Source organism: Gardnerella sp. DNF00571G (genome assembly GCF_049262695.1).
In the GTDB taxonomy this organism is placed as follows: Bacteria; Actinomycetota; Actinomycetes; order Actinomycetales; family Bifidobacteriaceae; genus Bifidobacterium; species Bifidobacterium piotii.
In genome coordinates this window covers 161,463-184,583 of record NZ_CP058396.1, presented here as the reverse complement: position 1 = coordinate 184,583, position 23,121 = coordinate 161,463, and the positions used below count along the sequence as shown (strand labels likewise).

Here is a 23,121-nt window from a genome sequence, read left to right as displayed (position 1 = left end):
AGTAGTACAACGTAATTCCTTAAGGAACACAATGCTTACAGACCCAATACGCAAACTTGCACATCCAACACCACTTAGAGAAGTCACACTATACAGTGCATCAATGGTTATTCCAGTAACAGGGCCAATAATCCCCGAAGGTGCAGTCGCAGTATCTAACGGACGCGTTGTGCACGTTGGAACGCGTCAATGGGTGCTTAATATTCTAAAAGACGATATGCCAAGTGATTCTTATATGCAAATGTTTAGAAACGAGAAGCATTGGCACGGTCTTATGACGCCAGGTCTTATAAATGCGCATACGCACTTGCAATACACAAACATGGCAAGCGTAGGGCAGGGAGAATATAGGAATTTCCACGATTGGGAGCAAGGATTTAACGTTGTTTACGACAAGTTGCAAGAAGATAAACAAAAAAATCCATCGCTAACAACTTGGAAGACTTCTGCATACGAAGGCGCAAGAATGATGGTGGAGGCAGGCACAACAGCAGCTGCCGATATTGTAACCGATATTGAAGCGGTTGGAGCGCTTGCAAGCCAGGGAATGCACGGAATTGCCTATTGGGAGGTAATGGGCTGGAAAAACGTTGACTGGAAGGAAGAAGGCTACGCTAAGCTGCTAGAAATGCTTGAGCATATGATGAAAAACGGCAGCATACCGAGTATAGGTATTAGCCCGCATGCGCCTTATAGTCTAGAAACAGAGCCGTTTGTGGATTTGCCAGACATTGCGCGCCAGCTAAACATGCGCTTGCACATACACTTAGCGGAAACACCAATGGAGGCAGGAAACCACGCAGATACCTTAACTACGTATTCTGCTCCAGATTGGAATAGCAATGTTTGGGAAAGCTATAGCGAACTTAAATCGCACGGAATGACAGCTTCTGCAATTCAATTTTTGGATCAGCTTGGGTCTTTGGGGCCAGACGTTCATATTGCGCACGGCGTTTGGGCGGACGGCGAAGACCGCAGGATTTTACGCCAGCGCGGAGTTGGAGTGGCACTTTGCCCAAGATCCAATCGCATTACTGTTACAGAGCGAGACGCGCCAATTCGCGACTATATGGAAGAAGGAAACTTACTTGCGATTGGTACAGATTCACTATCTTCTTCCCCATCTTTAGACGTTTTAGACGACGCTGCAAAAGTCTACGACTTAGCAACAGCACAGGGCTATAGAAAAGATGATTTAACGCATCGAATTATTCGCATGCTTACTTTAGGCGGCGCAAGCGTTATGGGCTTGCACGTAGGGCCACACAGAATTGGTCAAATTAATGCTGGAGCAACGGCCGATCTTGCATTCTTTAACATTCCAACAGACACAAGCTCGCCGCAAGGAGTTGAAGAGACTTTGCACAATTTTGTTCGTCACGGCGCAGGCAGTGCAAAAGCAACAGTAATATCTGGAAATCTTGTGTACAATAATGGCGCTTTTGCGCAATAAGTCTTGACTAATAAGTCTCGCAAAATAAATCAGAAAATATCAGGAGATATTATGAGCATTAAATTAGAAGATATGAGCGATTACGCAAAAAATCTTGTTAAAGAATTGCACTTAGAAGCCCACCCAGAAGGCGGATGGTACGCTCGCGATTGGCAAGCATCGCAACTGTATAGCGCAAATAACAACGAAAACGCGAGCGCAAACTTAAGTGATACTAAAGTTGACGAAAACTCTAGTTCAAACGCTCCAAGGCCACTAGCATCGCTTATTTACTTTCTTTTACCAGCTGGCGATTCAAGCGCGTGGCATAAAGTTGACGCAGACGAGATTTGGCTTTGGCATGGGCCAGCAAATCTTACGATTGAGCTTGGCGGTTGCGGAGTAAATCCTTGCGCGGAGGCGGATTTGCAACGTTTTACGCTTGGAAACACTAAAGAACACAACGGCTTATCTACGCGCGGTCACCTTGTGATTCCTGCTGGAACATGGCAGCGAACTGTGCCTAGCAACGCAGACGTTCTAGTGTCTTGCGTTGTAAGCCCTGGTTTTACTTTTAGCGGATTTAATTTAGCGCCTAAAAACGAGTAAGCTATTTAACAAGCGTAAGCTATTTAACAAGCGCGTTCAAAACACTCAAAGTCAAACTTGCAGCGCGATTTGCAGCAAGAACTAAATCGTCTTTATGCGCATCAAGCGATTCGTATGATTCTCCGCAACGATTACTCATTGCGCGAATCGCAAGGAATGGCACGCTATTTTTAGCTGCAATATGCGCTACTGCAGCGCCTTCCATCTCTTCGCAATCACCAAAAACTTCTTCGCGAACTGCGTCTAGAATCTTTGGGTCTGTGTTAAATTGGTCGCTTGTTGCTATGTTTCCACAAACATAAGCAACGCCATTTTCGCTCTTATTAGACGCGCTTTGCTCAAATCCCGCGGAAGAATCGCAAGCAGCCGAAGATGATTCTTGCAAAGACTTTTCAAGCCTAAAGCCTAATAACTTCGCTTGATTTGCCGCTAAATCGCATAACTTTGAATCCGATTCAAAAACTTCTTTGTATGGAGCACAATCTGCAATAATTTGCGTATTTGTTTCTAAATAGTGAAGATTCTTGCCTATAACAATGTCTCCAACATTAAGACGCGGATTTAATGCGCCTGCAATTCCGCTAAAAATCAACACTTGCGGCTTAGCTTCGATTATAAGCGCCTGAGCCGCAGCAGCTGCAGCACACTTTCCCATTCCAGCAATACATATTGTAAGAATCGCGCTATTTTCGTTGTTGTTAGAGGCGATTTTACCTCGAATAAAAGTAACACCGTAATCTTGCCAAGACTTATATTCGCCACTAAACGCTTGCAAAATAGGCTGAGCCTCTTTTTGAAGTGCCACTATAATCGCAAGTTTTGAAAGATTGCTAAAATCGCCAGAATTACCGATTGAAAATTCCTTTTGCATAGTCTCCCCTAAAATAAGTTCAATAAGTCTAATATAATAAAATCTAACAAAATCAAATATAGTCAAATACAGTTAAATACAATCAAATGTTTATGATTCTAAAATCGTAAAGACACACCGCAACACACAACACGCCGCAACACACCGATTGTAACCGTTACTTAATAATCACAAAATTGAACATAAATAGAGCAAATTTACGCCATTAAATCAACAAAATATAGCGCGTTATAAACAATCGCAATAACAATTCTGTAACAATTAAGCCTTAAATGCGTCCATCGTCTTATAAACTATCAAATGTACGGCCGCAAAACCTACTTAAATCGCTTAAAAAACTAATAAGCGAAAAATTTTAAGGTTTTAGCAAAAACAAGGAGAAAAAATGGCTATTTTCGTACATAACAACTTGCATACTAACCGCGTAGCAATCGCAGCTACAAAAATCGCTGCAGCAGCATTAGCCGTTGCATCAATGGTTAGCACAGCGGCATGCGGAAGCCAAAACGCACAAGATTCAAACCAAAAGACGATTACTCCAGGCGTTTTGACAATCGGCACAGCTCAGCCAACTTACACACCTTGGATGTACGACAACAAGCCAGAAAACGGCAAAGGATACGAATCTGCAGTAGCATACGCCGTTGCAAAGAAACTTGGATACAGCAAAGACAAGGTTAAGTGGGTTCGCACAACCTTCGATTCCGCAGTAACTCCAGGGCCAAAGGACTTTGATTTTAACCTTCAGCAGTTCTCTATTACAGCAGAACGCAAGAAGGCAGTAGACTTTTCGCCAAGCTACTACAACGCAACTCAAGGCGTTGTTGTTAAAAAAGACAGCAAGTTTGCCAACGCAAAGACTTTAGCGGATCTTAAAACCGCGCAGATTGGCGCAATGGTTGGAACAACAAGCTACAGCTTTGCTAAAGATAAGATTAAGAGCGATATTCAAACCTTTAACGATAACGACGCATTGGTTCAGGCTCTTGATTCTAAGCAGATTGACGCACTTGTTATAGATACTCCATCTTCTGTGAATATTGTACGCAGCAAGCAGGTTAAAGATGGCGTTGTTCTTGGACAGATTGCAGGATCGGAAGATAAGGAAGGAACTGGCCTTGTTCTTCCAAAAGGATCTAAGCTTACTGCAGACGTTACTAAGGCTGTGAATGCTCTAGAAAAAGATGGCACTTTGAAGAAGCTTCAAGAAAAGTGGCTTGCAGATTACACAACTAACGTGCCAGTTCTTAAGTAAATAAAAATAAATAAAAATCGTACCAACGTCATTACCAATACGCATTATTGTAAGCAATTTGTAACCCAATCGTCACATAAAAGTGCTTACAATAGTGCGTATCATTCATTATGTTGATTATGTCGAAAGGCTTGAGTGCCGCCAATGACAATACTTAACGGCAATGCAAAAACCCGCGAATCAAACAACGCTGGAGAATACGTTTTAAGCAATATCGAGCTTGAGCGCAGAGCAATCCGCAAAAAACAGAATCTTAAATCTGTTTTAACAAGCATAATAAGCACTTTAGTATTACTTGGCGTGTGCATTGTGGCACTTGCAATGAGCCCTGGTTGGCCAAGAGTGCGCGAAACGTTCTTTTCTGGCAAATACTTTATGCTATCTTTGCCATCTGTTTTGCAAGGATTAATTCTTAACTTGCAAGTGCTTGTATTTGCTGTAATCGGAGTTGCAATACTTGGAACTTTAATCGCAGTTATTCGCACAAGCGTAAGCCCAATGCTTTTTCCGTTGCGAGCTATAGCGCAATTCTACACAACCATTATGCGCGGCATACCAATGCTTGTTGTTCTTTACTTAATCGGCTTTGGCATACCAGGATTACAGCTTTTTGGACGCATTCCACCAGCAATACTCGGCACAATCGCTATTGTTATGAGCTACTCCGCATACGTTGGAGAGGTATTGCGCGCAGGATTTGAAGACGTGCATCCGTCAATGCGAGCATCTGCAAGGTCTCTTGGCTTAACATCTGGTCAAACTGTGCGATTAGTGGTAATTCCTCTTGGCTTAAGAAAAGTGGCTCCTGCTTTAATGAACGACTTTATATCAATGCAAAAAGACGCAGGGCTTATATCTGTTTTGGGCGCTGTAGACGCAGTTCGAGCAGCTCAAATATCTGTTGCAACTTCTTATAACTTCACTCCGTACGTTGTAGCAAGCGTTGTATTTATAGCGCTGAGCATTCCGTTTATTGTTCTAAACGATTGGTATACAGCAAGACTTCGCAAGCGCGAGCTAAACGGAGGAACTGTGTGATGAATAACGTAACAAATCAAAAGGTAAATCAACAAATGAGTGATTACACGAACACAAGCAACCAAACGGATTCAACTCCGGTTTTGCGCTTAAGCAATATTAGAAAATCGTATAACTCAACACCTGTTCTTAAGGGTATTTCTTTTGATATTGCGCCTCACGAAGTGGTGGCTCTTTTAGGGCCTTCTGGAAGCGGCAAATCTACTCTTATGAAGTGCATTAATTTGCTTGAGAGAGTAGACGACGGCCAAGTTTGGCTTGGAAACACAGATATTACAGATCCACGAATAAATCAAGATCAAATTAGGTCTCAAATCGGAGTTGTGTTCCAGCAATTCAATCTTTTTACACATATGAGTGTTTTAGATAACGTAACTCTTGCTGCGCGAAAAGTTCATCATTGGAGCAAAGACCGCGCAGAAAGCCGCGCAATGGAGCTTCTATCTAGGATTAAGCTAGAAAATAAAGCGAAGTCCTACCCAGATCAGCTTTCGGGCGGACAGCAGCAGCGAGTGGCGATTGCTCGCGCACTTATGACAAGCCCACAACTCCTGCTTTTAGACGAGATTACTTCTGCTCTAGACCCAATGCTTGTTGGCGAAGTTTTAGACATGGTTGCGGAGCTAAAGCAGCAAGGAACAACCATTTTAATGGCCACTCACGAGATGCATTTTGCGCACGAAGCTGCCGATAGAGTGGTTTTGCTTAGAAACGGCGTTGTTGCAGAAAACGGCACGCCGTACGAAGTTATGGACGCTTGCAGCGACCCAGAAACGCAAAACTTCTTTAAATCATTCCGACACTAGCGCGCGCGTTTGCTCAACGTCTTTGCTAATAGCGTCCTTAAGCTGCTCTTGCGAGTCAAATGCTTGCTGAGGGCGCAAGAAGCGCGCAAACTCAATGCAAACCCTATGCCCGTATAAGTCTTGAATCTTATCTGTTAACGCGTATGCTTCAACAGTTCGATTAGACGATTGCTCTTCTAGAGTATCGTCGTAAGCATCCGCGCTATTTGATGAGTTTGATGAGTTTGATGCGTCATCTTCAAAAGTAGGATTAGTGCCAACTGAAATCGCAGCCGCCCAACGCCAAGGCGAATGCGATCCAAGATGAAGCTCATCTTTACGCAAAACACCCACGCTAGGAATGTTTCTGCTATACGAAGCGCCATTTTGCTCGTCTGCGTCTAAATCAATGATCCAACCAGCATACACACCATCAACAGGAATATATCCGTCAATTCGCTCTCCAAGATTCACAGTTGGGAAGCCAATTTGATGGCCGCGACCAGCTCCGTGAACAACAATGCCTTCTACTCTATGCGGCTGGCCAAGAATATCTCCAGCATCTCGAACCCTACCATTTGCAAGCATCCATCGCACATTTGTAGAGCTCCAAGCACGAACCTTTTTATTCGGCATACCCTTGCTCCAAGCGCGATATTCCGCCTTATTCATGCCATCTGCAGGGTCTTTTGGCTCTCCGCCTTCTAAAGGAACCTCTGGAACAATCGGGTCTGGAATACGAACGTCTCCTGGCCCAAAATCGTCTACAACAACAAGACTAAAAACGCCTGTAGCTTGAGAAAGCTCTTTAATAGCATGAACGTTTCCAGCTCTTTTAGCGCCCAAAGCTGCATCCGACCCCAAAACAAGCGCGCGCATGCCAAGCTTTCCAACCAGCTGACCAAGGAAGAATCTGTACGATTTTGCAGCAAAAGCAAGGCTATATCGAACTATAATAACGTGATCAACGTCTAACTGCTGTAAAACTCTAAGCCGCTGGCGAACGCTTGTCAGCGCTTGCGAATCTACTGGAATTTGCGCGTCATCGCCAAAATCGTCGAATAAATCTGGATTTTCGTGCACAACGCTTGGACGAGGATCAAACATTATAACAACCGAGAACGCATTGTTTTTACGCGCAATCTCCACTGTTCGCTCAATAACTTTACGATGCCCAAGATGCATTCCGTCGAATACACCTATTGTAACAACTGACTTACGTTGAGCGCTCAACGTTGGCCAACTAATCATACCGTTGGCATCTGGTCGAATGTCTATGACCTTCATCATATCCTTACTGTTCGCAAGAGCCGCAAATATTGGTATCGCTTTATTTTAGACGCCACTTTGCCGCAACCCCATTTTCACACTAACATCTATTTTACCAGCAAACTAGCTTTGTACAAATACTACAATTGGTTTAGCTTCTATTTGATTTGTATTTTTTTCGATTTTTTCGTTTGTTGTTGTAATTTTGGCTTGAGATATAGAAACCGTTCTGCTTAAATCTGCGGTTGCTTGACGCTTTTGTGCTGTCTGCAAAACAGCAACAACATCGTTTTGCTCATCTTTTGTGGCTTTTACGTATGCAATCGCGTTTTTTGCAGCATTTTTTGCACTAATAGCAGAAATCGTGATTTTTCTGCCAAATCGCAAGTCTTTAGCTTGATTCTCACTTACTTCAACTACTTGCATAGTCAATTTTGCAGATTCAAACATGCTTAGCAAGCGTTGATTAAGAGTGTTTTCTAGAGGCGATGAGGCTGGCAAAGCAGATGGCGAATCGCCAGAAACCAGCGAATCGCTAGCAGCTTGCGATTCGTATGAACCTTGCGAATAGTATGAATCGTCTAAAACAGCCTTCGCGCGAGACTGTACAACACCATTTTTGTCTGTAAATGTGCGAATAACACTTTTAAGCTTAAGTACGCGACTATCTTCTATAGAAAAATCGCCAATACGCGTTCTTCTAAGGCTCACTAAGTGTCCTCCAACTCCAAGAACACGCCCCAAATCGCGTGCTAGAGCGCGAATATACGTGCCACTAGAGCAAGAAACGCTTGCGCGCACATCAATAACTTTCGCGCCGCTTACGCCCACACTAAAATGCGCATATAGCAAAGAAAAATCGTAAATAAAAACTTCTCTAGGCTCTAAATGAACATCTTTACCTTCACGCGCTAAGTCGTAAGCGCGAACGCCGTTTACTTTTATAGCAGAAAAAGATGTTGGCGTTTGCATAATCGAGCCAGTAAAATTCTTTGCTATTACAACGCGCAATTCTTTAAGAATTTCATCAATATTTGCAAAGTTTATAATGCCATTTTCATCATCCGCGCTTGAAACAACATCACCATCTGCGTCGTCCGTATTAGTTGACTCGCCAAGACGAATCACAGCTTCGTACGTTTTATTGTGACCGAGCAAATAGTTAAGCAAGCGCGTGGCGTTACCAAAGCCAAGAATCAGCAAACCTGTTGCCATTGGGTCTAAAGTGCCAGCATGACCCACTCGTTTAGTGTGCAACAGGCCGCGCGCAAAAGATACAACATCGTGACTGGTAACGCCTTTTGGCTTATCTACTAGCAAAATGCCAGAAGATGGTAATTCAGGACTACTCATTGCCCTCGCTAAAATCGATCGCTATTTACATCGCTATCAAAGTCGCTAGAATCAGCAGAATCGCTAGAATCAGCAAAGTCGTCGTCTTCAAAGTCGTCGTCTTCGTCAAATTCCTCGCCGTCAAATTCCTCATCTTCACGCGGCTTTTTATACGGATCGGCTTCTCCAGCGTATTGAGCTGTTTCTCGAGCTTTAGCCAGCTCCTCGTCACGCTTACGCGCAGCAACCAAAATGTCTTCAATCTCGTGAGCTTCGCTAGGAACTTCATCGTAAACAAATTGGATTTGAGGAGTTAATCGCAAGCCTGCTTTAGCTCCAACTAAAGTGCGCAAACGACCCTTAGCCTGCTGCAAAGCCTGGTTTGCGCGCATACGCTCGCCCTGCTCTTTTCCAGCAGTGCCAAGCTGTGTCCAATACACTTTAGCGATTTGCAAATCGTTAGTAACTCTCACTTCTGTAATCGTTACGTTAGCAAGTCGCTTATCGTGCAAATGCGATTCCATATTGGACGCAATCACTCTGTGAATCAAAGCCGCAATTCGCGCGGCTCTAGGGTTTGTTCCAGCCATATTACTTGCGCTCAATCTGCTTCATTTCAAAGGTTTCGATTACGTCGCCAAGCTCAATATCGTTAAAGCTTCCAAGGTTAATACCTGCCTCGTAGCCTTCGCTAACGGATTGCACATCATCCTTAAACCTACGCAAAGTGGAGATTTCAAGATCATTAACAGTAGCAACGCCGTTTCGCAAGATACGGCACTTGGTTCCGCGCTTAACTTCGCCATCTTGAACCATAACGCCAGCAATATTGCCAAACTTGGACGAGCGGAAGATTTCGCGAATCTCGGAATGAGATGTAACAACCTCTTCAAACTCTGGCTTAAGCATACCCTTCAAAGCAGCTTCAATATCTTCGATTGCCTTGTAAATAACCGAGTAGTACTTAACTTCCACACCTTCGCGATCTGCCAAGTCTGCAACCTGACGATTTGGACGCACGTTGAAGCCAATAATAACGGCCTTATCAACTGTTGCAAGGTTCACATCGTTTTGAGTAATTGCACCAACGCCGCGGTGAATAACCTGAATTCCAACTTCGTCGGAAACCTCAATCTTCATTAAGGAGTCTTCCAAAGCTTCAACAGAACCAGAAGAATCACCCTTAATAACAATGTTGAGCATATCCACTTCGGACTTAGCAAACTGTTCCTTAAGGCTTTCAAGAGACACAACCTTACGACGCTTTGCAAGCTGAGCCGCGCGCTCTGTAGCCTGGCGCTTTTCGGCAATTTGACGAGCAGAACGATCGTCGGAAGTAACCAAGAACAAGTCACCTGCAGTTGGAACAGAAGTCAAGCCAAGCACCTGAACTGGCGTAGAAGGACCTGCCTCTTGCAAGTGATTGCCATTTTCGTCGAGCATTGCGCGAACGCGACCATAAGACGTGCCTGCAACAATGGAATCTCCGACTTTAAGCGTACCTTGCTGAACAAGGACAGTTGCAACCGCTCCGCGACCCTTATCCAAACGAGCTTCAACAGTTGCACCGCGAGCATCCATGTTTGGATTTGCTTTAGGATCAAGCTCCGCATCTGTAGTCAAAAGAACAGCCTCAAGAAGCTTATCTACGTTAGTTCCCTGCTTTGCAGAGATATTCACAAACATTGTGTCGCCGCCGTATTCTTCTGGCACAAGACCGTACTCTGTAAGCTGACCGCGCACCTTATCTGGGTTTGCTCCAGCAACATCAATCTTGTTTACTGCAACAACAATAGGCACGTGAGCAGCCTGTGCGTGGTTGATTGCTTCAACAGTTTGAGGCATAACGCCGTCGTCTGCTGCAACAACAAGAATTGCAACGTCTGTAAGCTCCGCACCACGAGCACGCATAGCTGTAAACGCTTCGTGGCCTGGAGTATCCAAGAACGTAATCTTGCGCTTGTCGCCGTCTAAAGTAACTGTAACCTGGTAAGCGCCGATTCGCTGCGTAATGCCGCCAGCTTCTCGAGCTACAACATTCGACTTACGAATTGTATCGAGCAAGCGAGTTTTACCGTGATCAACGTGGCCCATAACAGTAACAACTGGAGGGCGAGTTACAAGATTATCGTCTTCTTGAAGCTCTTCTTCGTCTAAGTCAATATCGAACTGCTGAAGAAGCTCTTTATCTTCCTCTTCTGCAGAAACAAGGCTAATATTCCAGCCGATTTCTTCGCCAAGAATTTGGAATGTTGTTTCATCCAAAGACTGAGTAGCTGTAGCCATTTCTCCAAGATGGAACAAAACAGTTACCAAAGCTGCTGGATTTACATCAATCTTTTCTGCCAAATCCGAAAGCGTTGCTCCCTGACGAAGGCGAATCGTAGCGCCATTACCCGAAGGAATACGCACGCCACCAATAACTGGTGCTTTAAGCTCTTCGTATTCCCTGCGCTTTGCAAGACGATTCTTGCGAGCCTTAGAGGACTTTCCACCTTGGCGACCAAACGCACCTGCGGCTCCTGCGCGTCCGCGACCGCCCCTAGATGGGCCTGCGTTTGGAGCACCTGCAGCCGCTGCTTGGAAGCTTGCAGCTTGATTTGCGTTAAAGCGCGACTCTGCCGATGGGCGCGATCCTGCCCCACCATTGCCGCCGCCTGAACGATGCGAACCTTGCCATTGGGAACGACTTGCTCCGTTACCACCGTTGCCATTGCCGCCGCCTTGACGGTTTCCGCCGCGACCACCGCGTCCGCGACCACCGCCATTGCCGCCGTTGCCATTGCCAGATCCTGGCTTTGAGCCACGAGCATTCTCTGCAGCTGCGCCTGGGCGCGACATTGGGTGTGGGCGTGGAATGTCTCCAGGTGTAGGCGCGCGCATACCCTGCTTTCGACTAAACGGATTGTTTCCTGGACGAGGAGCGGCTCCCGAGCCAGAGCCTTGGTGTGGTCTAGGGCGTGGAGGCATTTGCGCAGAACGCTCTTGCTTAGCAGATTTAGATTCTGCACCACTGCGCTTTTCTGCGTTGCGCTTTGAATCACCAGACCTAGAAGCATTATTAGGCTTTGCGTTTCCAGCCGAAGGCTTAGGAGTTGCAGTGGTAGTAGCATGCGCGTTAGAAGTCTTAGATTCATGATTTTCATGCACTTTTTGCGCAGAATTCTGCTTTGCAAAAGACTTTTGTTCTGGCTTTTGATTAGCCTTCTTTTCTGCATTTTGACCATGCGATTCTGGCTTGCTATTAGACGCAGAATCCACAGATTTATTAGATGCATGATCAACATTCTTAGACGCAGAAGGCTTCGATTCGCTCTTTGCAGCAGAATCCGCAGGCACAAATTCCGTCTTTAGACGACGCACTACAGGAGCTTCAACGGTTGAAGATGCGGACTTTACGAATTCGCCCATGCTCTTCAAACGTTCCAATACGGTTTTACTATCTACGCCAAATTCTTTGGCCAGTTCGTATACGCGCTTTTTTACCACTCAGTGTTCTCCTCAGTCTGTGGCAGCGTAAAACGAACGCAGCCACTTTATATTGTTATAAGATTCTTACTCTTATGCTTTTTATTTAGATATCTCATAATGCGATATCTCATCGTGTAACCATGATTTCAACCATGATTTTGTACCTCGTTCCCTAGGCAAAAAGCTGTTAATAAGCCCAGATTGCAGCTTTCAGCTTACTCGAAACGTTGGATTCTCGGGAGTGTCGCAAGTTTGCTAAATGCTAGCAAAATCTTATTCCGCCGAATTAGAATCAGCGTTCATTGCTTCTTGCTTTTTAGCATGCTCTTCCGCAGACTCAATTCCAATCTTCCAACCAGTCAACTTTGCTGCAAGTCGCGCGTTCTGTCCCTCCTTGCCAATGGCAAGAGAAAGCTGAGAATCGTGAATAAAAGCAACAGCAGTCTGACTTTTCTCACTAACAACATGAACTTCAGTTACTACTGCTGGAGACAACGCCGCAGAAACAAACTGTGCTGGATCTTGCGACCAATCAACAATATCGATTTTTTCTTGACCAAGATTTTCCAATACAGCACGAACGCGCGAACCACCAGGGCCAATCAAAGCACCCTTTGGATTAACGCCATCTGTGTTAGCGCGAACAGCAATCTTAGTGCGAGCGCCAGCTTCTCGAGCAATTGCCATAATCGAAACAGCTCCCGAAACAAGTTCTGGAACTTCTCGCTCAAAAAGTCTGCGAACAAGATCTGGGTGAGACCTAGAAACAACTATTTCTGGTCCTCGCAATCCGCGAGCAACGTTTACAACATAAACGCGAATACGCTCGCCGTGACGATACCTTTCGCCAGGAACTTGCTCTCTTCTAGGCAAAATGGCTTCAACGTCTCCAACAGCAACGTGAATATTAGAAGGATCTTTAGAATCCTGCTGCACAATGCCGTTAATAAGCTTTCCTTTTTGACCAGAAAAAGCTCCAAATACGCGGTCATCTTCCACTTTGCGGAAAAGTTGAGTAATAACTTGGCGAGCTGTTGCTGCAGCAAGACGCCCAAAATCTCTAGGTGTATCGTCATACTCCTCGCCCAAAGTAAATGCTGGGTGAGGATTATCTTCTGTAGGAACACCCGGAATCTCATCTCGTGCCCATACAGTAAAGCAGCCAGCACGCTCATCTAGCTCAACTCGAGCATGCCTTGCTGGGTGGGAAGTCTTCATGTATGCAAGACGCAAAGCCTCGGCGAGTGCCTCGTCCAGCTCATCGGCATTAATCCCCTGCTGAGCCGCAAGCTGATGCATTCCCGCCAAATCCAATTCCATCGTGCACGTCCTCCTGTGATTCATTTATAAATTTTCACTTATAAAATTAACTTATTCTTCTTTTATACGTTTTACGCATAACAAAACGCTAAAATCTAATTTTAACAAGTACGTAAAGCGCAAAATCTTATGACTATGATTAAAAATGTTAAGCATAAAATGTTAGACACAAGGCAAGCCAACATTGGTCACAGTCACAGACTATTTTAGTAGATTATGCAGACACGTTTTGTTTTGTCCTAAAGCCTTGCAAGGCGTGCAAAATATTATCAAACGCGTAGCAAAAGGTGTTCTAATGCGCAAAAAAAAGTTTGTTCTAGTATTTGCATCACTTATTGCTGTATTAATGGCTTTTAGCTCTTGCTCGGGATCAAGGCAATTTAATAACGTTAACAACACTGCGGTTCGTTCATCTAAAAGCAATAATGAGTGCTACCAGGTTCTACAAAGCGCAAAGCACAATCAAAAAATCGTAGATAAACAAGAAGCAAACGTAACTAGAAACGACTTGCAAAATGCTGCGGATTCTTGGAAAAACGTTGCAATACAATGCAACGCACGATTTGCTCAAGGCGTTGTTTTTAGCGCGCAAAACACTTGGAAATTGGCCAACTTAAGTCAAGGTAACGAGAGCGGAGCGGAAAACGCCTCTAAAATCGCAAATCAAATGGAATCAAGCGTTTACAAAAAATTGTATGACTTTGCAAATAGTACTAGTAACTTGTATTGGAATCACGACCCACTTGCAAAAGCGGCATTAGAACAAGACAAACTAGCTTTTATGTTACAAACTTTAGCTGCAAAAGATGTTGATAATGTTTCGTTAAGACAAAGCGATATTACAGCTACGATTGCTAACACGCTTATGCACTTTGCTTCAAGCGGAAGCGACTTGCGACAAAAAGTATACGAAATACCACAAAAGAATCTGGATTCTGGCGTTGCAAAAGACGAAGCTAGCGCAAAAGACTTGCCAATAGTTGCAATAGCGTATATGGATTGTGCACGCGGAGAACTAGATGCGCTAAATCAAGCCATTTTCCCTACAAACAAAGACGGTAGCGTTAATAATAGCGCACTTTCTAGCAGAACAAATCAAGAGTTTATTGAGATTCTTGCAAACATTACTATTTCGCATATTATGAGCGCGTACGCGTATGGATACCCTAGCGATTCTTCTATGATTTATGCGCTTTGACTGAGCTTGAAATTGCATAGCGCGTTTCAAGCTCAGTCAAAGCGCTGAGCCACTCAAGGCAGAAGCACTGCTTCTGCGTGGCGAAGACGTTCGCGCGCTTAGACCGCGCGAACGACGACCTGCATTTTCACTTAGAGCGTAGCGCAAAAAGGCAGGTCGGAGTATGAAAAAGGGTTTCTAGCGATTTGCTAGAAACCCTGCTTGCGGATGAAGCGAGATTTGAACTCGCGGAGGGTGTAGCCCTCACACGCTTTCGAGGCGTGCTCCTTAGACCGCTCGGACATTCATCCTTTGCGCCAATCGCAAATACGCAAAACGCAAATGCAAAAAGAAACGCAACTTTTCAATTGTAAAACAACCCTAGAATATACAAGCGCATGGCGCGTTGAACTCACCCAAGCTCCTCGATCGTGCGCTTAGCACGAATCGCGTTTGCTCGCGCACCAAGCTCCTCGTCTTTAGGGTATTCAACATATTCCAAAGTCAAGCCATTTGCTGCAATCGGCCCAGTAGAGCCTTCTCGAATAGGATTTTCAATCTTATTTTTGAACCAATCAACAGAACGCTTTGCACACCCAACTTGCACGCACGCTCCAACAAGCGAACGAACCATGTTATGCGCAAACGCGTCTGCAACAATAGTAAACTCAAGCAAACCGTTCTCAATGCAAGGAATTTTTCCAGTTGATTTAGATAAACAGCTCCCCACGCAAACGCGATTCCAAATAGCCTTTTTAACGCAGCGAATCGTAGTTCCACCAGGATTTGGCCGCGCAAAAGAGCCAAAATCGTGCAAACCAACAATCAAAGACGCCGCCTGATTCATTGCATCAACGTTTAAGTCGTAGTCAAGCTGCAACACAAAACCACGCATGCGCGGATCCAAATTCGCGCGATTTGCAGCATCACTAATCCTATACACGTATGTGCGATCCAACGCAGAAAAACGCGCATCAAAACCGCTTGGCGCAATGCTTACACTGTGAATCGAAATGTCTTTAGGCAAAACACCACAAAGCCTATATTCCAAGGCTTTTACTGGCGTAAGATTTGTGTGACCGACGCAATTTTGCAAAACGGATTCCGAAACGTCTAAATGGCAAACTTGGTAAGATGCGTGAACGCCCGTATCTGTGCGACCAGCAACGCTAAGGCGCAAAGGTTCGCTAGCATCGCTTTTATTCACGCGCAAAACCTTGTGCAATGCGTCTTCTAAAACACCTTGAACGGTGCGCAAAGTAGGCTGCTTTGCCCAACCATAAAAATCGCCGCCATCATACGCTAAATCCAAACGAAGACGCATTCAAAACCTTTCCAAACAGACTTACAAACAGACCTACAAACAAACTTACACTAGTTTTCCTTATCTGAAGGCACACTAGCGAGCGCAAAAGCACTCATAACGCTACGAATCAACTCATGTGTCTTTGAATCCATACGCATTGCAATCTTCAATAATGCAGGAACAACCTCCGACCAATGCGCAGACATCTCGTCGAAAGTCGAGTACCCTAAACTACTAAAAATGCTGTAAACACTATCAATTCTGCGTTTTCGCTCTTCAAATGGCAAATTCATCATCCACTCGTTTGCAGCCTTAGAAACGGCCAGAGCGCGCGGAGTTACACAATCACAGTAGTCAAAATCACCATCTTTAACTTGCCAATACATGCCAAAATGTTGCATTAATCCAATCGAATCAGCAGCTGTAACCTTATACGGCACTCCAGTATCCATAATCAATCCAATAAAAGCAGATTGCGGAACAACTTTTTCGATTCTGGAAACAACGCGAGAAAAAACCTTTGGATCAACAACATCCGAGCCAAAACTAGGGCCGTCCATTGAATAGATTTTATTAATATGGTTTCCAAGGCTTCGATCTTGCGCGTCTAATCGCATTGCCGCGTATGCAGCCATATTCCCGCCTTTTGAATGACCCACAACAAATATTTTAGGATTATCACTTAAATCGCAATCACTTAAATCGCAATCATTGCTATTTGTGTTATCGCTATTATCTAAATCACTATTCTTAAAATCACTCTTCTTATTAAACAAATTCGCAAAATAATCACCAACACTGCTAAAAATCCCACGAATACCGCCACTTTTGCAAGAATCTTTACATGCGCGCCTAGATATAGAGAGCAAATACTCCGCTGCCGACTCCTGCGCTGGAACTGGGCAACGAAACGCCATGTTAAAGTCTTCCTTCCAGCCAACAAGCGTATTGTCTGTTCCCCTAAAAGCAACAACAAAGCAGCTAGACCCAACGCAATCTGTTAAATCAAAAGTAACAGCCGCAAATTGCTGTTCGCAAGAGTCATCAATATTCGACTCATCAAAACGTTCAAGAACCTCACCAACACGCATGCCCCTATAACGCGGGCTAGACTCAACAGCCAAAAGTAGATTCTTGCGAAACTCATCTACCTTAGTAGAACCAGAGCTAAACATTGAAGAAAAATCCTCGCCGCGAAGCAATTCGCTTAAAGGAACGGTTGCTAGTGCGTTAGAATCGTCATTATACTTTGGAATCGATTCAGGCATGCAAATATACGCCAACTCACATAAAATAAGCGAATCTACGGCGTTGAATTTTCGCTCTTTAAAGTTAGTAAAATCGTTATTCAGTAAATCGAGAATATTTGGCATAGTTCAATAGTAATTGATACCAGATATAGAAAAGATATGTCAGATATAGAAAAACGGGCTGGAGATATCTCCAACCCGTTTAATAAACCTTTATACTTGCGATTAATCGCAAAAGATTTACTTACCGATGCATCAAGATGCTAATCTCAACTACTCGGCTGCTTCTTCTTTAGCAGCAACCTTAGTAGCAGACTCAGCTTCCTTAACAACAGCCTTCTTTGGGCTTACTGGCTCAACAACAAGCTCGATAATAGCCTGTGGAGCAGTATCACCACGACGAGGGGCCATCTTAACGATGCGAGTATAGCCACCTTCACGCTGCTTCATCTGCTCAGCAATCTGAGTGAAAAGCATGTGAACAACGGACTTATTGCGAATTACGCGCAACACGCGGCGGCGCGAATGCAAATCGCCACGCTTAGCGAATGTTACCAAACGCTCAGCAAGTGGACGAAGACGCTTTGCCTTTGGCAAAGTAGTCACAATACGACCGTGCTGGAAGAGGCTGGTAGCCATATTGGCCAGCATCAGGCGCTCATGCGCTGGGCTAGAAGCCAGACGAGGCCCTTGTTTCGGTGTAGGCATTATTACTCCTTATTGCCGCGGAATTCAGGTGGGCAAAAACCCGAACATCCAAAAACCGCGACGATTTGCGGTGGTTGTTTACTCGTCTTCTGGCGAGAAGAATGTGCCACCTTCGAGATTATTGGCGTCAAAGCCAAGCGGTGAAGGCTTAAGAGACAATCCCATGGATTGCAACTTTTCTTTAACCTCATCGATGGATTTCATGCCGAAATTACGAATATCGAGCAAATCCTGCTCAGTGTGAACTACCAGCTCACCAACTGTGTGGATTCCTTCACGCTTCAAGCAGTTGTAGCTGCGCTGCGTTAGGTTCAAATCCTCAATTGGAGTGGCCATTTGGGAATCAGCTTCCGCCATGACTGGAGCTGGACCAACTTCAACACCTTCAGCATCGACGTTAAGCTCACGGCAAAGACCGAAAAGCTCAACCAAAGTCGAACCTGCGGACGCAACTGCGTCGCGTGGTGTAATAGCTGGCTTAGTTTCCACATCCAGGATGAGCTTATCGAAGTCCGTGCGCTGTTCCACGCGGGTAGCTTCGACCTTATAGCTCACCTTCAAAACTGGCGAGTAGATCGAATCCACTGGAATGCGACCGATTTCGCTGTTTTCCTGCTTATTCATTTGAGCAGGCACGTAGCCACGACCACGCTCCACAGTGAACTCAATTTCGAGCTCGCCATCTTCAGCAAGTGTAGCGATATGCATCTGTGGGTTGGCAATAGTGACGCCAGCAGGAGGAGTAATATCTCCAGCTGTTGCCTCACCCTTGCCGCTCTTGCGTAGATACATCACTACTGGCTCGTCATACTCACTTGTAAGTACGATGCCCTTGATGTTCAGCAGGATTTCAGTGACATCCTCTTCAACACCTGGCAGAGTCGTGAACTCGTGTAAAGCACCAGAGATGCGTACCGAAGTAACGGCCGCACCTGGAATGGAGCTCAACAAGGTACGACGCAGCGAATTGCCGAGCGTGTATCCGAAACCTGGTTCCAACGGCTCAATAGTAAAGCGAGAACGCTGGGGATTCAGTGATTCCTCGGTAAGTGTTGGACGCTGTGCGATAAGCACTTTTGTATCCTTTCAGCTTCTGGTCGGTGGTGCACTCGCCGCCCATAAGCGGGTTGGATGGATGGATTCGTAAGAGTGCTCAGACGCGGCGACGCTTTGGTGGGCGAACGCCGTTATGCGCTTGTGGGGTGACGTCGGTAATAGAACCGACCTCAAGACCCGCGGACTGAAGGGAACGGATAGCGGTTTCGCGACCGGAACCTGGACCCTTAACAAACACGTCGACCTTTTTAAGGCCATGTTCCATTGCCTTACGAGCAGCAGACTCAGCGGCCATACCTGCAGCGTAAGGAGTCGACTTACGGGAACCCTTAAAGCCGACATCGCCACCGGAAGCCCAAGAGAGGACTGCACCCGATGGATCGGTGATGGAAATAATCGTGTTATTGAATGTTGATTTAATATGCGCCTGCCCAACCGGTACCGACTTGCGGTCCCGGCGACGCGGCTTGCGCGAGGCTTGCTTTGCAGCTGCCATTGACCCTCGTTTCCTATGACGAATTAGTTGGTATGTCTAGGCGATGAGAATTAACTCGTGGCCTAGAGCCGACCACCGACTATCGGGTGGCCTTCTTCTTCCCGGCGACAGTACGCTTTGGACCCTTACGAGTACGAGCATTAGTCTTAGTACGCTGACCACGCACAGGAAGACCCTTGCGATGACGCTGGCCTTGATAGCAGTTGATCTGAATCTTACGACGGATGTCAGCGTCGATTTCACGACGCAAATCGCCTTCAATCTTATAGTTGGCCTCAAGATAATCACGCAAAGTGATTAATTGTTCATCCGTAAGATCCTTGACGCGGGTATCCGGATTAACACCGGTCGCGGCAAGCGTTTCCTTAGCGCGAGTGCGGCCTACACCAAAAATATAGGTGAGGGCAATCTCAATGCGCTTCTCATTGGGAATATCTACTCCGGCAAGACGTGCCATTGTAATTCCTTTACTATTACGCAGGTCGTGCACCAAGTCTCCCGCAATAATATCGATTATTTGCGGCCTGGGCCTGCGCACCCAGGGTTCAGCTTAAGCTGCGACTTAGCGCCTTATTCCTTTATATTCGCGGTGGAGATCCACTCAGCCCTGACGCTGCTTATGACGTGGGTTGATGCAAATCACCATGACGCGACCGTGACGGCGGATCACGCGGCAGTTTTCGCAGATCCTCTTCACGCTAGGGCTGACCTTCATGGTTTTCCTTTGCTTGTACCTTTACTTATAACGGTACGTAATACGTCCGCGGTTCAAATCGTAAGGACTCATCTCCAGCACAACACGATCTTGCGGAAGAATGCGAATGTAATTCTTACGCATTTTTCCCGAAATCGTCGCTAGTACGATGTGCTCGTTCTCAAGCTGAACGCGAAACATCGCGTTAGGTAGTGCTTCTACTACCGTGCCTTCGACTTCAATCACACCGTCTTTTGCCATGAGCCTCGTTCCGTTCCTTGGATATACTACTTTGCGCATCCGAAGACACGCCAATCTTCTATGATACAGTAAATGCGCCCAATACAACACTCGGCGTGTCGCAAGGGCGCATTATTAATATGAGAAAATCTAAATCTTAAATAAATCTTAAATAAATCTCATACCAAGGATTCAACTATGCGATTGTTGATTTCGGCAATATCTCCAACGCCATCAACTTCAACAAGCTGACCGCGGCTTTCGTAAATATCCAGCAAAGGAGCTGTTTCCTTCTCGTAAGTTTCCAAACGCTTAGCAATAACTTCTGGAGTATCGTCGGAACGACCCTGCTCTACAGCACGCTTTTGCATACGCTCGAGCAAAACCTCACGCTCTGCTTCGAGAGCAACAACATGATCTAGTGGAGTACCAAGCTCTTCCAACATGCGATCAAGCGCCTGAACTTGAGAAGCGTTGCGAGGATATCCATCTAGAATCCAGCCATTCTTTGCATCATCTTGAGCAAGACGATCTTTAACAATGCTATTTGTTAATTCATCTGGAACAAGCTCTCCCTTATCGAGATAACCTTGAACCTTCTTGCCAAGCTCCGTTTTATTCTTTAAGTTGTAACGGAAAATATCGCCAGTAGAAATAGCAGGAATATTGTAATGCTCTGCAAGCAAAGCGGCTTGAGTACCTTTACCTACTCCTTGCGGACCCATAATTAACAATCGCATATTAATCTCCTAGTTTTATGCCAATGCAAATCCAATGCAAATATTAAACAAAACCTATCTAAATACTACTTGGCAACCTGCTTATTATTGCTGTGATCAAACAGGAATCCAGCATACTGGAATTGCTCAGTTTGAGCCTTAGCTTGACGCAAAGTATCCAAACCAACACCAGCAATAATCAGAATTGTTGTACCACCAAATGGAAGCTTCATATTAAGATGCAAAGACATAATCAAAACCGTTGGAATCAAAGCCACAAACAGCAAGTAAATAGCACCAACTGTATTAAGCCTATTCATAACGTAGCTAAGATAACGGCTTGTAGCGCTACCAGCGCGAATACCAGGAATAAATCCGCCGTATTCCTTCATGTTGTCTGCAGTCTCATCTGGATTAAAAGTAATCTCGGTGTAGAAGAAGCAGAAGAACACGATCATAACGGTGTACAACGCTATGTACCAAGCAGAAGTAGAGTTTGCTAAATTGGCATTAATCCAACGCACCCAATCCTTACGACTATCTCCAAATTGAGCAAGAAGTGTTGGAATAGCAAGAATAGAAGACGCAAAGATTGGTGGAATAACGCCACTCATATTCACCTTAAGAGGCAAGTATGTGGAAGAGCCGCCATACATCTTGCGACCAATCATTCGACGCGTGTACTGAACAGGAATTCTACGCTGAGCAAGCTCCACAAAGTCAACGAAAATAAGAATCACAAGGAAAACGCCAGCAACAATGGAGAACTTAGTCCAATCTCCATTAAGGCCATTCGTACCCCAACCGATTTCCCACAACTTTGGAAGGAATCCAGAGCAGATAGACATAAAGATTAATACAGACATACCCTGGCCAATACCCTTATCTGTAATAAGCTCTGCCATCCACATTATGAGGCCAGTGCCACCAGTCATGATTAATACCATTACAATAAGGCTCCACATAGAACCGTCTGGAATAACCTGGCCGCATTGATAGTTAAATAGCGCGCCAGAACGAGCCGTAACCAAAATGGTAGTTGATTGCAAAACAGCCAAACCGATGGTTAAGTAACGGGTGTACTGAGTAAGCTTTGTTTCTCCAGATTGACCTTCTTTGTGAAGAGCCTCAAAGCGTGGAATCACAACTCTAAGCAACTGAATAACAATGGACGCCGTAATGTATGGCATAACACCCAATGCAAAAATCGAAAGCTGCAAAAGAGAACCGCCAGAGAACAGATTCACCAACCCAATAAAGTTCTCGCTAGAAGAAGCCAGCTTAGCGGTGCAAGCTCGAATAACTTTGTAGTCAACTCCAGGAATCGGAATAAATGAGCCGATTCGGTAGATAATAATCATTGCGAAGACGAAGAGGATCTTATTCCTCAACTCCTTCGTCTTGAAGGCCTGGATTAACGTTTTCACCTGGGTCTTCCTCCCTTTTTTGCGCTACGATCTAGGCGCACCAGTAAAAAACAAACTCTGAGACAATAGTTTATATCACGGTACATACTGAAACAATAATTGAGTGAGTTTTGCAATAAAATAATCCCCCCAGCGCAAACTAGGGGGATTATTAAACAGTTAAATCACTGCGTTAATTAGCATTACTAGCTTAAGTATTACTACTTATTACTACTCTTCGCTAACAGAGCCACCAGCAGCTTCGATCTTGGCTTTAGCGGATGCAGAAGCCTTAACTCCCTTAAGAGTCAAAGCAACCTTAAGATCGCCATCGCCCAAAACCTTAACTGGGTAACCATCACGCACAGCGCCCTTAACTACCAAATCAGCAACAGTGACTTCACCACCCTTTGGGAAGAGTTCTGCAAGGGCTGCAACATTAACAACCTGGAACTCCTTCTTGAATGGGCTCTTAAAGCCACGAAGCTTAGGCAAGCGCATGTAAAGTGGAAGCTGGCCGCCTTCAAAGCCTGGACGAACTTGGTAACGCTTCTTCGTACCTTTGTCTCCACGACCCGAAGTTTTACCCTTAGAGCCTTCACCACGACCCACGCGGATGCGATCCTTCTTAGCTCCTGGAGCTGGACGCAACGTGTGCATGTGCAACATTGGTTCTTCATTAGCCAT

General features: G+C 45.2%; 23 protein-coding genes and 1 tRNA gene. 6 read left to right on the top strand and 18 right to left on the bottom strand.

Going from position 1 to position 23,121, the window contains the following annotated elements; genetic code table 11:
* Positions 1-31 precede the first annotated feature (31 nt).
* Complete coding sequence (locus HXT30_RS00870) at positions 32-1,453, top strand: amidohydrolase family protein (RefSeq protein ID WP_115756900.1); 1,422 nt, start codon at positions 32-34, stop codon at positions 1,451-1,453.
* A 51-nt stretch (positions 1,454-1,504) separates the two neighbouring features.
* A complete protein-coding gene (locus HXT30_RS00865; protein ID WP_018642959.1) occupies positions 1,505-2,041 on the top strand; it encodes a cupin domain-containing protein in 537 nt (178 codons plus the stop codon).
* 19 nt (positions 2,042-2,060) lie between these two features.
* Here HXT30_RS00865 and HXT30_RS00860 read toward each other — a convergent pair whose 3' ends face one another.
* Entirely contained in the window at positions 2,061-2,912 is an 852-nt protein-coding gene (locus HXT30_RS00860; RefSeq protein ID WP_422111604.1) for a nucleosidase, read from the bottom strand.
* A 385-nt stretch (positions 2,913-3,297) separates the two neighbouring features.
* Here HXT30_RS00860 and HXT30_RS00855 point away from each other — a divergent pair, with 385 nt between their 5' ends.
* The 3 genes from HXT30_RS00855 (at position 3,298) to HXT30_RS00845 (ending at position 6,011) form a co-directional block, all read left to right on the top strand.
* Positions 3,298-4,167: an ABC transporter substrate-binding protein gene (locus HXT30_RS00855; protein ID WP_415701589.1), complete on the top strand. Its 870-nt coding sequence runs from the start codon at positions 3,298-3,300 to the stop codon at positions 4,165-4,167.
* A 144-nt stretch (positions 4,168-4,311) separates the two neighbouring features.
* Positions 4,312-5,205 carry an amino acid ABC transporter permease gene (locus tag HXT30_RS00850; protein WP_422111603.1) on the top strand — a complete coding sequence of 298 codons (894 nt, stop codon included), beginning with the start codon at positions 4,312-4,314 and terminating at the stop codon, positions 5,203-5,205.
* Positions 5,205-6,011: an amino acid ABC transporter ATP-binding protein gene (locus HXT30_RS00845; RefSeq protein ID WP_016635475.1), complete on the top strand. Its 807-nt coding sequence runs from the start codon at positions 5,205-5,207 to the stop codon at positions 6,009-6,011. The genes HXT30_RS00850 and HXT30_RS00845 overlap by 1 nt, the downstream gene beginning before the upstream one ends.
* Here the strand turns inward: HXT30_RS00845 and ribF are convergent.
* The 5 genes from ribF to nusA all read right to left on the bottom strand — a co-directional run bounded on the left by ribF (position 5,997) and on the right by nusA (position 13,382).
* Complete coding sequence (gene ribF, locus HXT30_RS00840) at positions 5,997-7,277, bottom strand: bifunctional riboflavin kinase/FMN adenylyltransferase (RefSeq protein ID WP_422111856.1); 1,281 nt, start codon at positions 7,275-7,277, stop codon at positions 5,997-5,999. The two genes, HXT30_RS00845 and ribF, sit on opposite strands and share 15 nt — an antisense overlap.
* Before the next feature lie 105 nt (positions 7,278-7,382).
* Positions 7,383-8,612, bottom strand: coding sequence for a tRNA pseudouridine(55) synthase TruB (gene truB / locus HXT30_RS00835; protein WP_422111602.1), 1,230 nt, complete (start codon positions 8,610-8,612; stop codon positions 7,383-7,385).
* 8 nt (positions 8,613-8,620) lie between these two features.
* Complete coding sequence (gene rbfA, locus HXT30_RS00830; RefSeq protein ID WP_415696542.1) at positions 8,621-9,181, bottom strand: 30S ribosome-binding factor RbfA; 561 nt, start codon at positions 9,179-9,181, stop codon at positions 8,621-8,623.
* 1 nt (position 9,182) lies between these two features.
* On the bottom strand, positions 9,183-12,080 hold the full coding sequence (infB, locus tag HXT30_RS00825) for a translation initiation factor IF-2 (RefSeq protein WP_422111601.1): 2,898 nt from the start codon (positions 12,078-12,080) through the stop codon (positions 9,183-9,185).
* Between the two features lie 255 nt (positions 12,081-12,335).
* The gene (gene nusA, locus HXT30_RS00820; protein WP_004131711.1) at positions 12,336-13,382 is read right to left on the bottom strand and encodes a transcription termination factor NusA; all 1,047 of its coding nucleotides are present in this window, start codon (positions 13,380-13,382) and stop codon (positions 12,336-12,338) included.
* A 256-nt stretch (positions 13,383-13,638) separates the two neighbouring features.
* Between nusA and HXT30_RS00815 the strand changes: the two genes are divergently transcribed.
* Positions 13,639-14,580: a hypothetical protein gene (locus HXT30_RS00815; RefSeq protein WP_422111600.1), complete on the top strand. Its 942-nt coding sequence runs from the start codon at positions 13,639-13,641 to the stop codon at positions 14,578-14,580.
* A 204-nt stretch (positions 14,581-14,784) separates the two neighbouring features.
* On the opposite strand, the gene HXT30_RS00810 is transcribed toward HXT30_RS00815, so the two are convergent.
* The 12 genes from HXT30_RS00810 to rplO form a co-directional block, all read right to left on the bottom strand.
* Positions 14,785-14,870: transfer RNA gene (locus HXT30_RS00810), tRNA-Ser, on the bottom strand.
* A gap of 101 nt (positions 14,871-14,971) precedes the next feature.
* Entirely contained in the window at positions 14,972-15,883 is a 912-nt protein-coding gene (truA, locus tag HXT30_RS00805) for a tRNA pseudouridine(38-40) synthase TruA (RefSeq protein WP_422111599.1), read from the bottom strand.
* A 50-nt stretch (positions 15,884-15,933) separates the two neighbouring features.
* Positions 15,934-17,238, bottom strand: a complete 1,305-nt coding sequence (locus HXT30_RS00800; RefSeq protein WP_422111598.1) for an Mbeg1-like protein — start codon at positions 17,236-17,238, stop codon at positions 15,934-15,936.
* Between the two features lie 150 nt (positions 17,239-17,388).
* The gene (gene rplQ / locus HXT30_RS00795; protein ID WP_004131707.1) at positions 17,389-17,823 is read right to left on the bottom strand and encodes a 50S ribosomal protein L17; all 435 of its coding nucleotides are present in this window, start codon (positions 17,821-17,823) and stop codon (positions 17,389-17,391) included.
* Between the two features lie 78 nt (positions 17,824-17,901).
* Complete coding sequence (locus HXT30_RS00790) at positions 17,902-18,897, bottom strand: DNA-directed RNA polymerase subunit alpha (RefSeq protein ID WP_004131706.1); 996 nt, start codon at positions 18,895-18,897, stop codon at positions 17,902-17,904.
* Between the two features lie 79 nt (positions 18,898-18,976).
* Positions 18,977-19,375: a 30S ribosomal protein S11 gene (gene rpsK / locus HXT30_RS00785; RefSeq protein WP_004105468.1), complete on the bottom strand. Its 399-nt coding sequence runs from the start codon at positions 19,373-19,375 to the stop codon at positions 18,977-18,979.
* A gap of 79 nt (positions 19,376-19,454) precedes the next feature.
* Positions 19,455-19,832, bottom strand: a complete 378-nt coding sequence (gene rpsM, locus HXT30_RS00780) for a 30S ribosomal protein S13 (RefSeq protein ID WP_004105472.1) — start codon at positions 19,830-19,832, stop codon at positions 19,455-19,457.
* A 144-nt stretch (positions 19,833-19,976) separates the two neighbouring features.
* On the bottom strand, positions 19,977-20,090 hold the full coding sequence (gene rpmJ, locus HXT30_RS00775; RefSeq protein WP_003842636.1) for a 50S ribosomal protein L36: 114 nt from the start codon (positions 20,088-20,090) through the stop codon (positions 19,977-19,979).
* A gap of 21 nt (positions 20,091-20,111) precedes the next feature.
* Complete coding sequence (gene infA / locus HXT30_RS00770; protein WP_004105485.1) at positions 20,112-20,330, bottom strand: translation initiation factor IF-1; 219 nt, start codon at positions 20,328-20,330, stop codon at positions 20,112-20,114.
* Positions 20,331-20,488: 158 nt separating this feature from the next.
* Complete coding sequence (locus HXT30_RS00765) at positions 20,489-21,049, bottom strand: adenylate kinase (protein ID WP_004131705.1); 561 nt, start codon at positions 21,047-21,049, stop codon at positions 20,489-20,491.
* A 65-nt stretch (positions 21,050-21,114) separates the two neighbouring features.
* Positions 21,115-22,455, bottom strand: a complete 1,341-nt coding sequence (secY, locus tag HXT30_RS00760) for a preprotein translocase subunit SecY (protein ID WP_016635990.1) — start codon at positions 22,453-22,455, stop codon at positions 21,115-21,117.
* A gap of 210 nt (positions 22,456-22,665) precedes the next feature.
* Positions 22,666-23,121, bottom strand: coding sequence for a 50S ribosomal protein L15 (rplO, locus tag HXT30_RS00755; protein ID WP_004131703.1), 456 nt, complete (start codon positions 23,119-23,121; stop codon positions 22,666-22,668).

Bases quoted from the DNA above. Each gene is read 5' to 3' on its own strand.
- HXT30_RS00870 (WP_115756900.1), top strand. From the start codon at position 32: ATGCTTACAGACCCAATACGCAAACTTGCACATCCAACACCACTTAGA.
- HXT30_RS00865 (WP_018642959.1), top strand. From the start codon at position 1,505: ATGAGCATTAAATTAGAAGATATGAGCGATTACGCAAAAAATCTTGTT.
- HXT30_RS00860 (WP_422111604.1), bottom strand. From the start codon at position 2,912: ATGCAAAAGGAATTTTCAATCGGTAATTCTGGCGATTTTAGCAATCTT.
- HXT30_RS00855 (WP_415701589.1), top strand. From the start codon at position 3,298: ATGGCTATTTTCGTACATAACAACTTGCATACTAACCGCGTAGCAATC.
- HXT30_RS00850 (WP_422111603.1), top strand. From the start codon at position 4,312: ATGACAATACTTAACGGCAATGCAAAAACCCGCGAATCAAACAACGCT.
- HXT30_RS00845 (WP_016635475.1), top strand. From the start codon at position 5,205: ATGAATAACGTAACAAATCAAAAGGTAAATCAACAAATGAGTGATTAC.
- ribF (WP_422111856.1), bottom strand. From the start codon at position 7,277: ATGAAGGTCATAGACATTCGACCAGATGCCAACGGTATGATTAGTTGG.
- truB (WP_422111602.1), bottom strand. From the start codon at position 8,612: ATGAGTAGTCCTGAATTACCATCTTCTGGCATTTTGCTAGTAGATAAG.
- rbfA (WP_415696542.1), bottom strand. From the start codon at position 9,181: ATGGCTGGAACAAACCCTAGAGCCGCGCGAATTGCGGCTTTGATTCAC.
- nusA (WP_004131711.1), bottom strand. From the start codon at position 13,382: ATGGAATTGGATTTGGCGGGAATGCATCAGCTTGCGGCTCAGCAGGGG.
- truA (WP_422111599.1), bottom strand. From the start codon at position 15,883: ATGCGTCTTCGTTTGGATTTAGCGTATGATGGCGGCGATTTTTATGGT.
- HXT30_RS00800 (WP_422111598.1), bottom strand. From the start codon at position 17,238: ATGCCAAATATTCTCGATTTACTGAATAACGATTTTACTAACTTTAAA.
- rplQ (WP_004131707.1), bottom strand. From the start codon at position 17,823: ATGCCTACACCGAAACAAGGGCCTCGTCTGGCTTCTAGCCCAGCGCAT.
- rpsK (WP_004105468.1), bottom strand. From the start codon at position 19,375: ATGGCAGCTGCAAAGCAAGCCTCGCGCAAGCCGCGTCGCCGGGACCGC.
- rpsM (WP_004105472.1), bottom strand. From the start codon at position 19,832: ATGGCACGTCTTGCCGGAGTAGATATTCCCAATGAGAAGCGCATTGAG.
- rpmJ (WP_003842636.1), bottom strand. From the start codon at position 20,090: ATGAAGGTCAGCCCTAGCGTGAAGAGGATCTGCGAAAACTGCCGCGTG.
- infA (WP_004105485.1), bottom strand. From the start codon at position 20,330: ATGGCAAAAGACGGTGTGATTGAAGTCGAAGGCACGGTAGTAGAAGCA.
- HXT30_RS00765 (WP_004131705.1), bottom strand. From the start codon at position 21,049: ATGCGATTGTTAATTATGGGTCCGCAAGGAGTAGGTAAAGGTACTCAA.
- rplO (WP_004131703.1), bottom strand. From the start codon at position 23,121: ATGGCTAATGAAGAACCAATGTTGCACATGCACACGTTGCGTCCAGCT.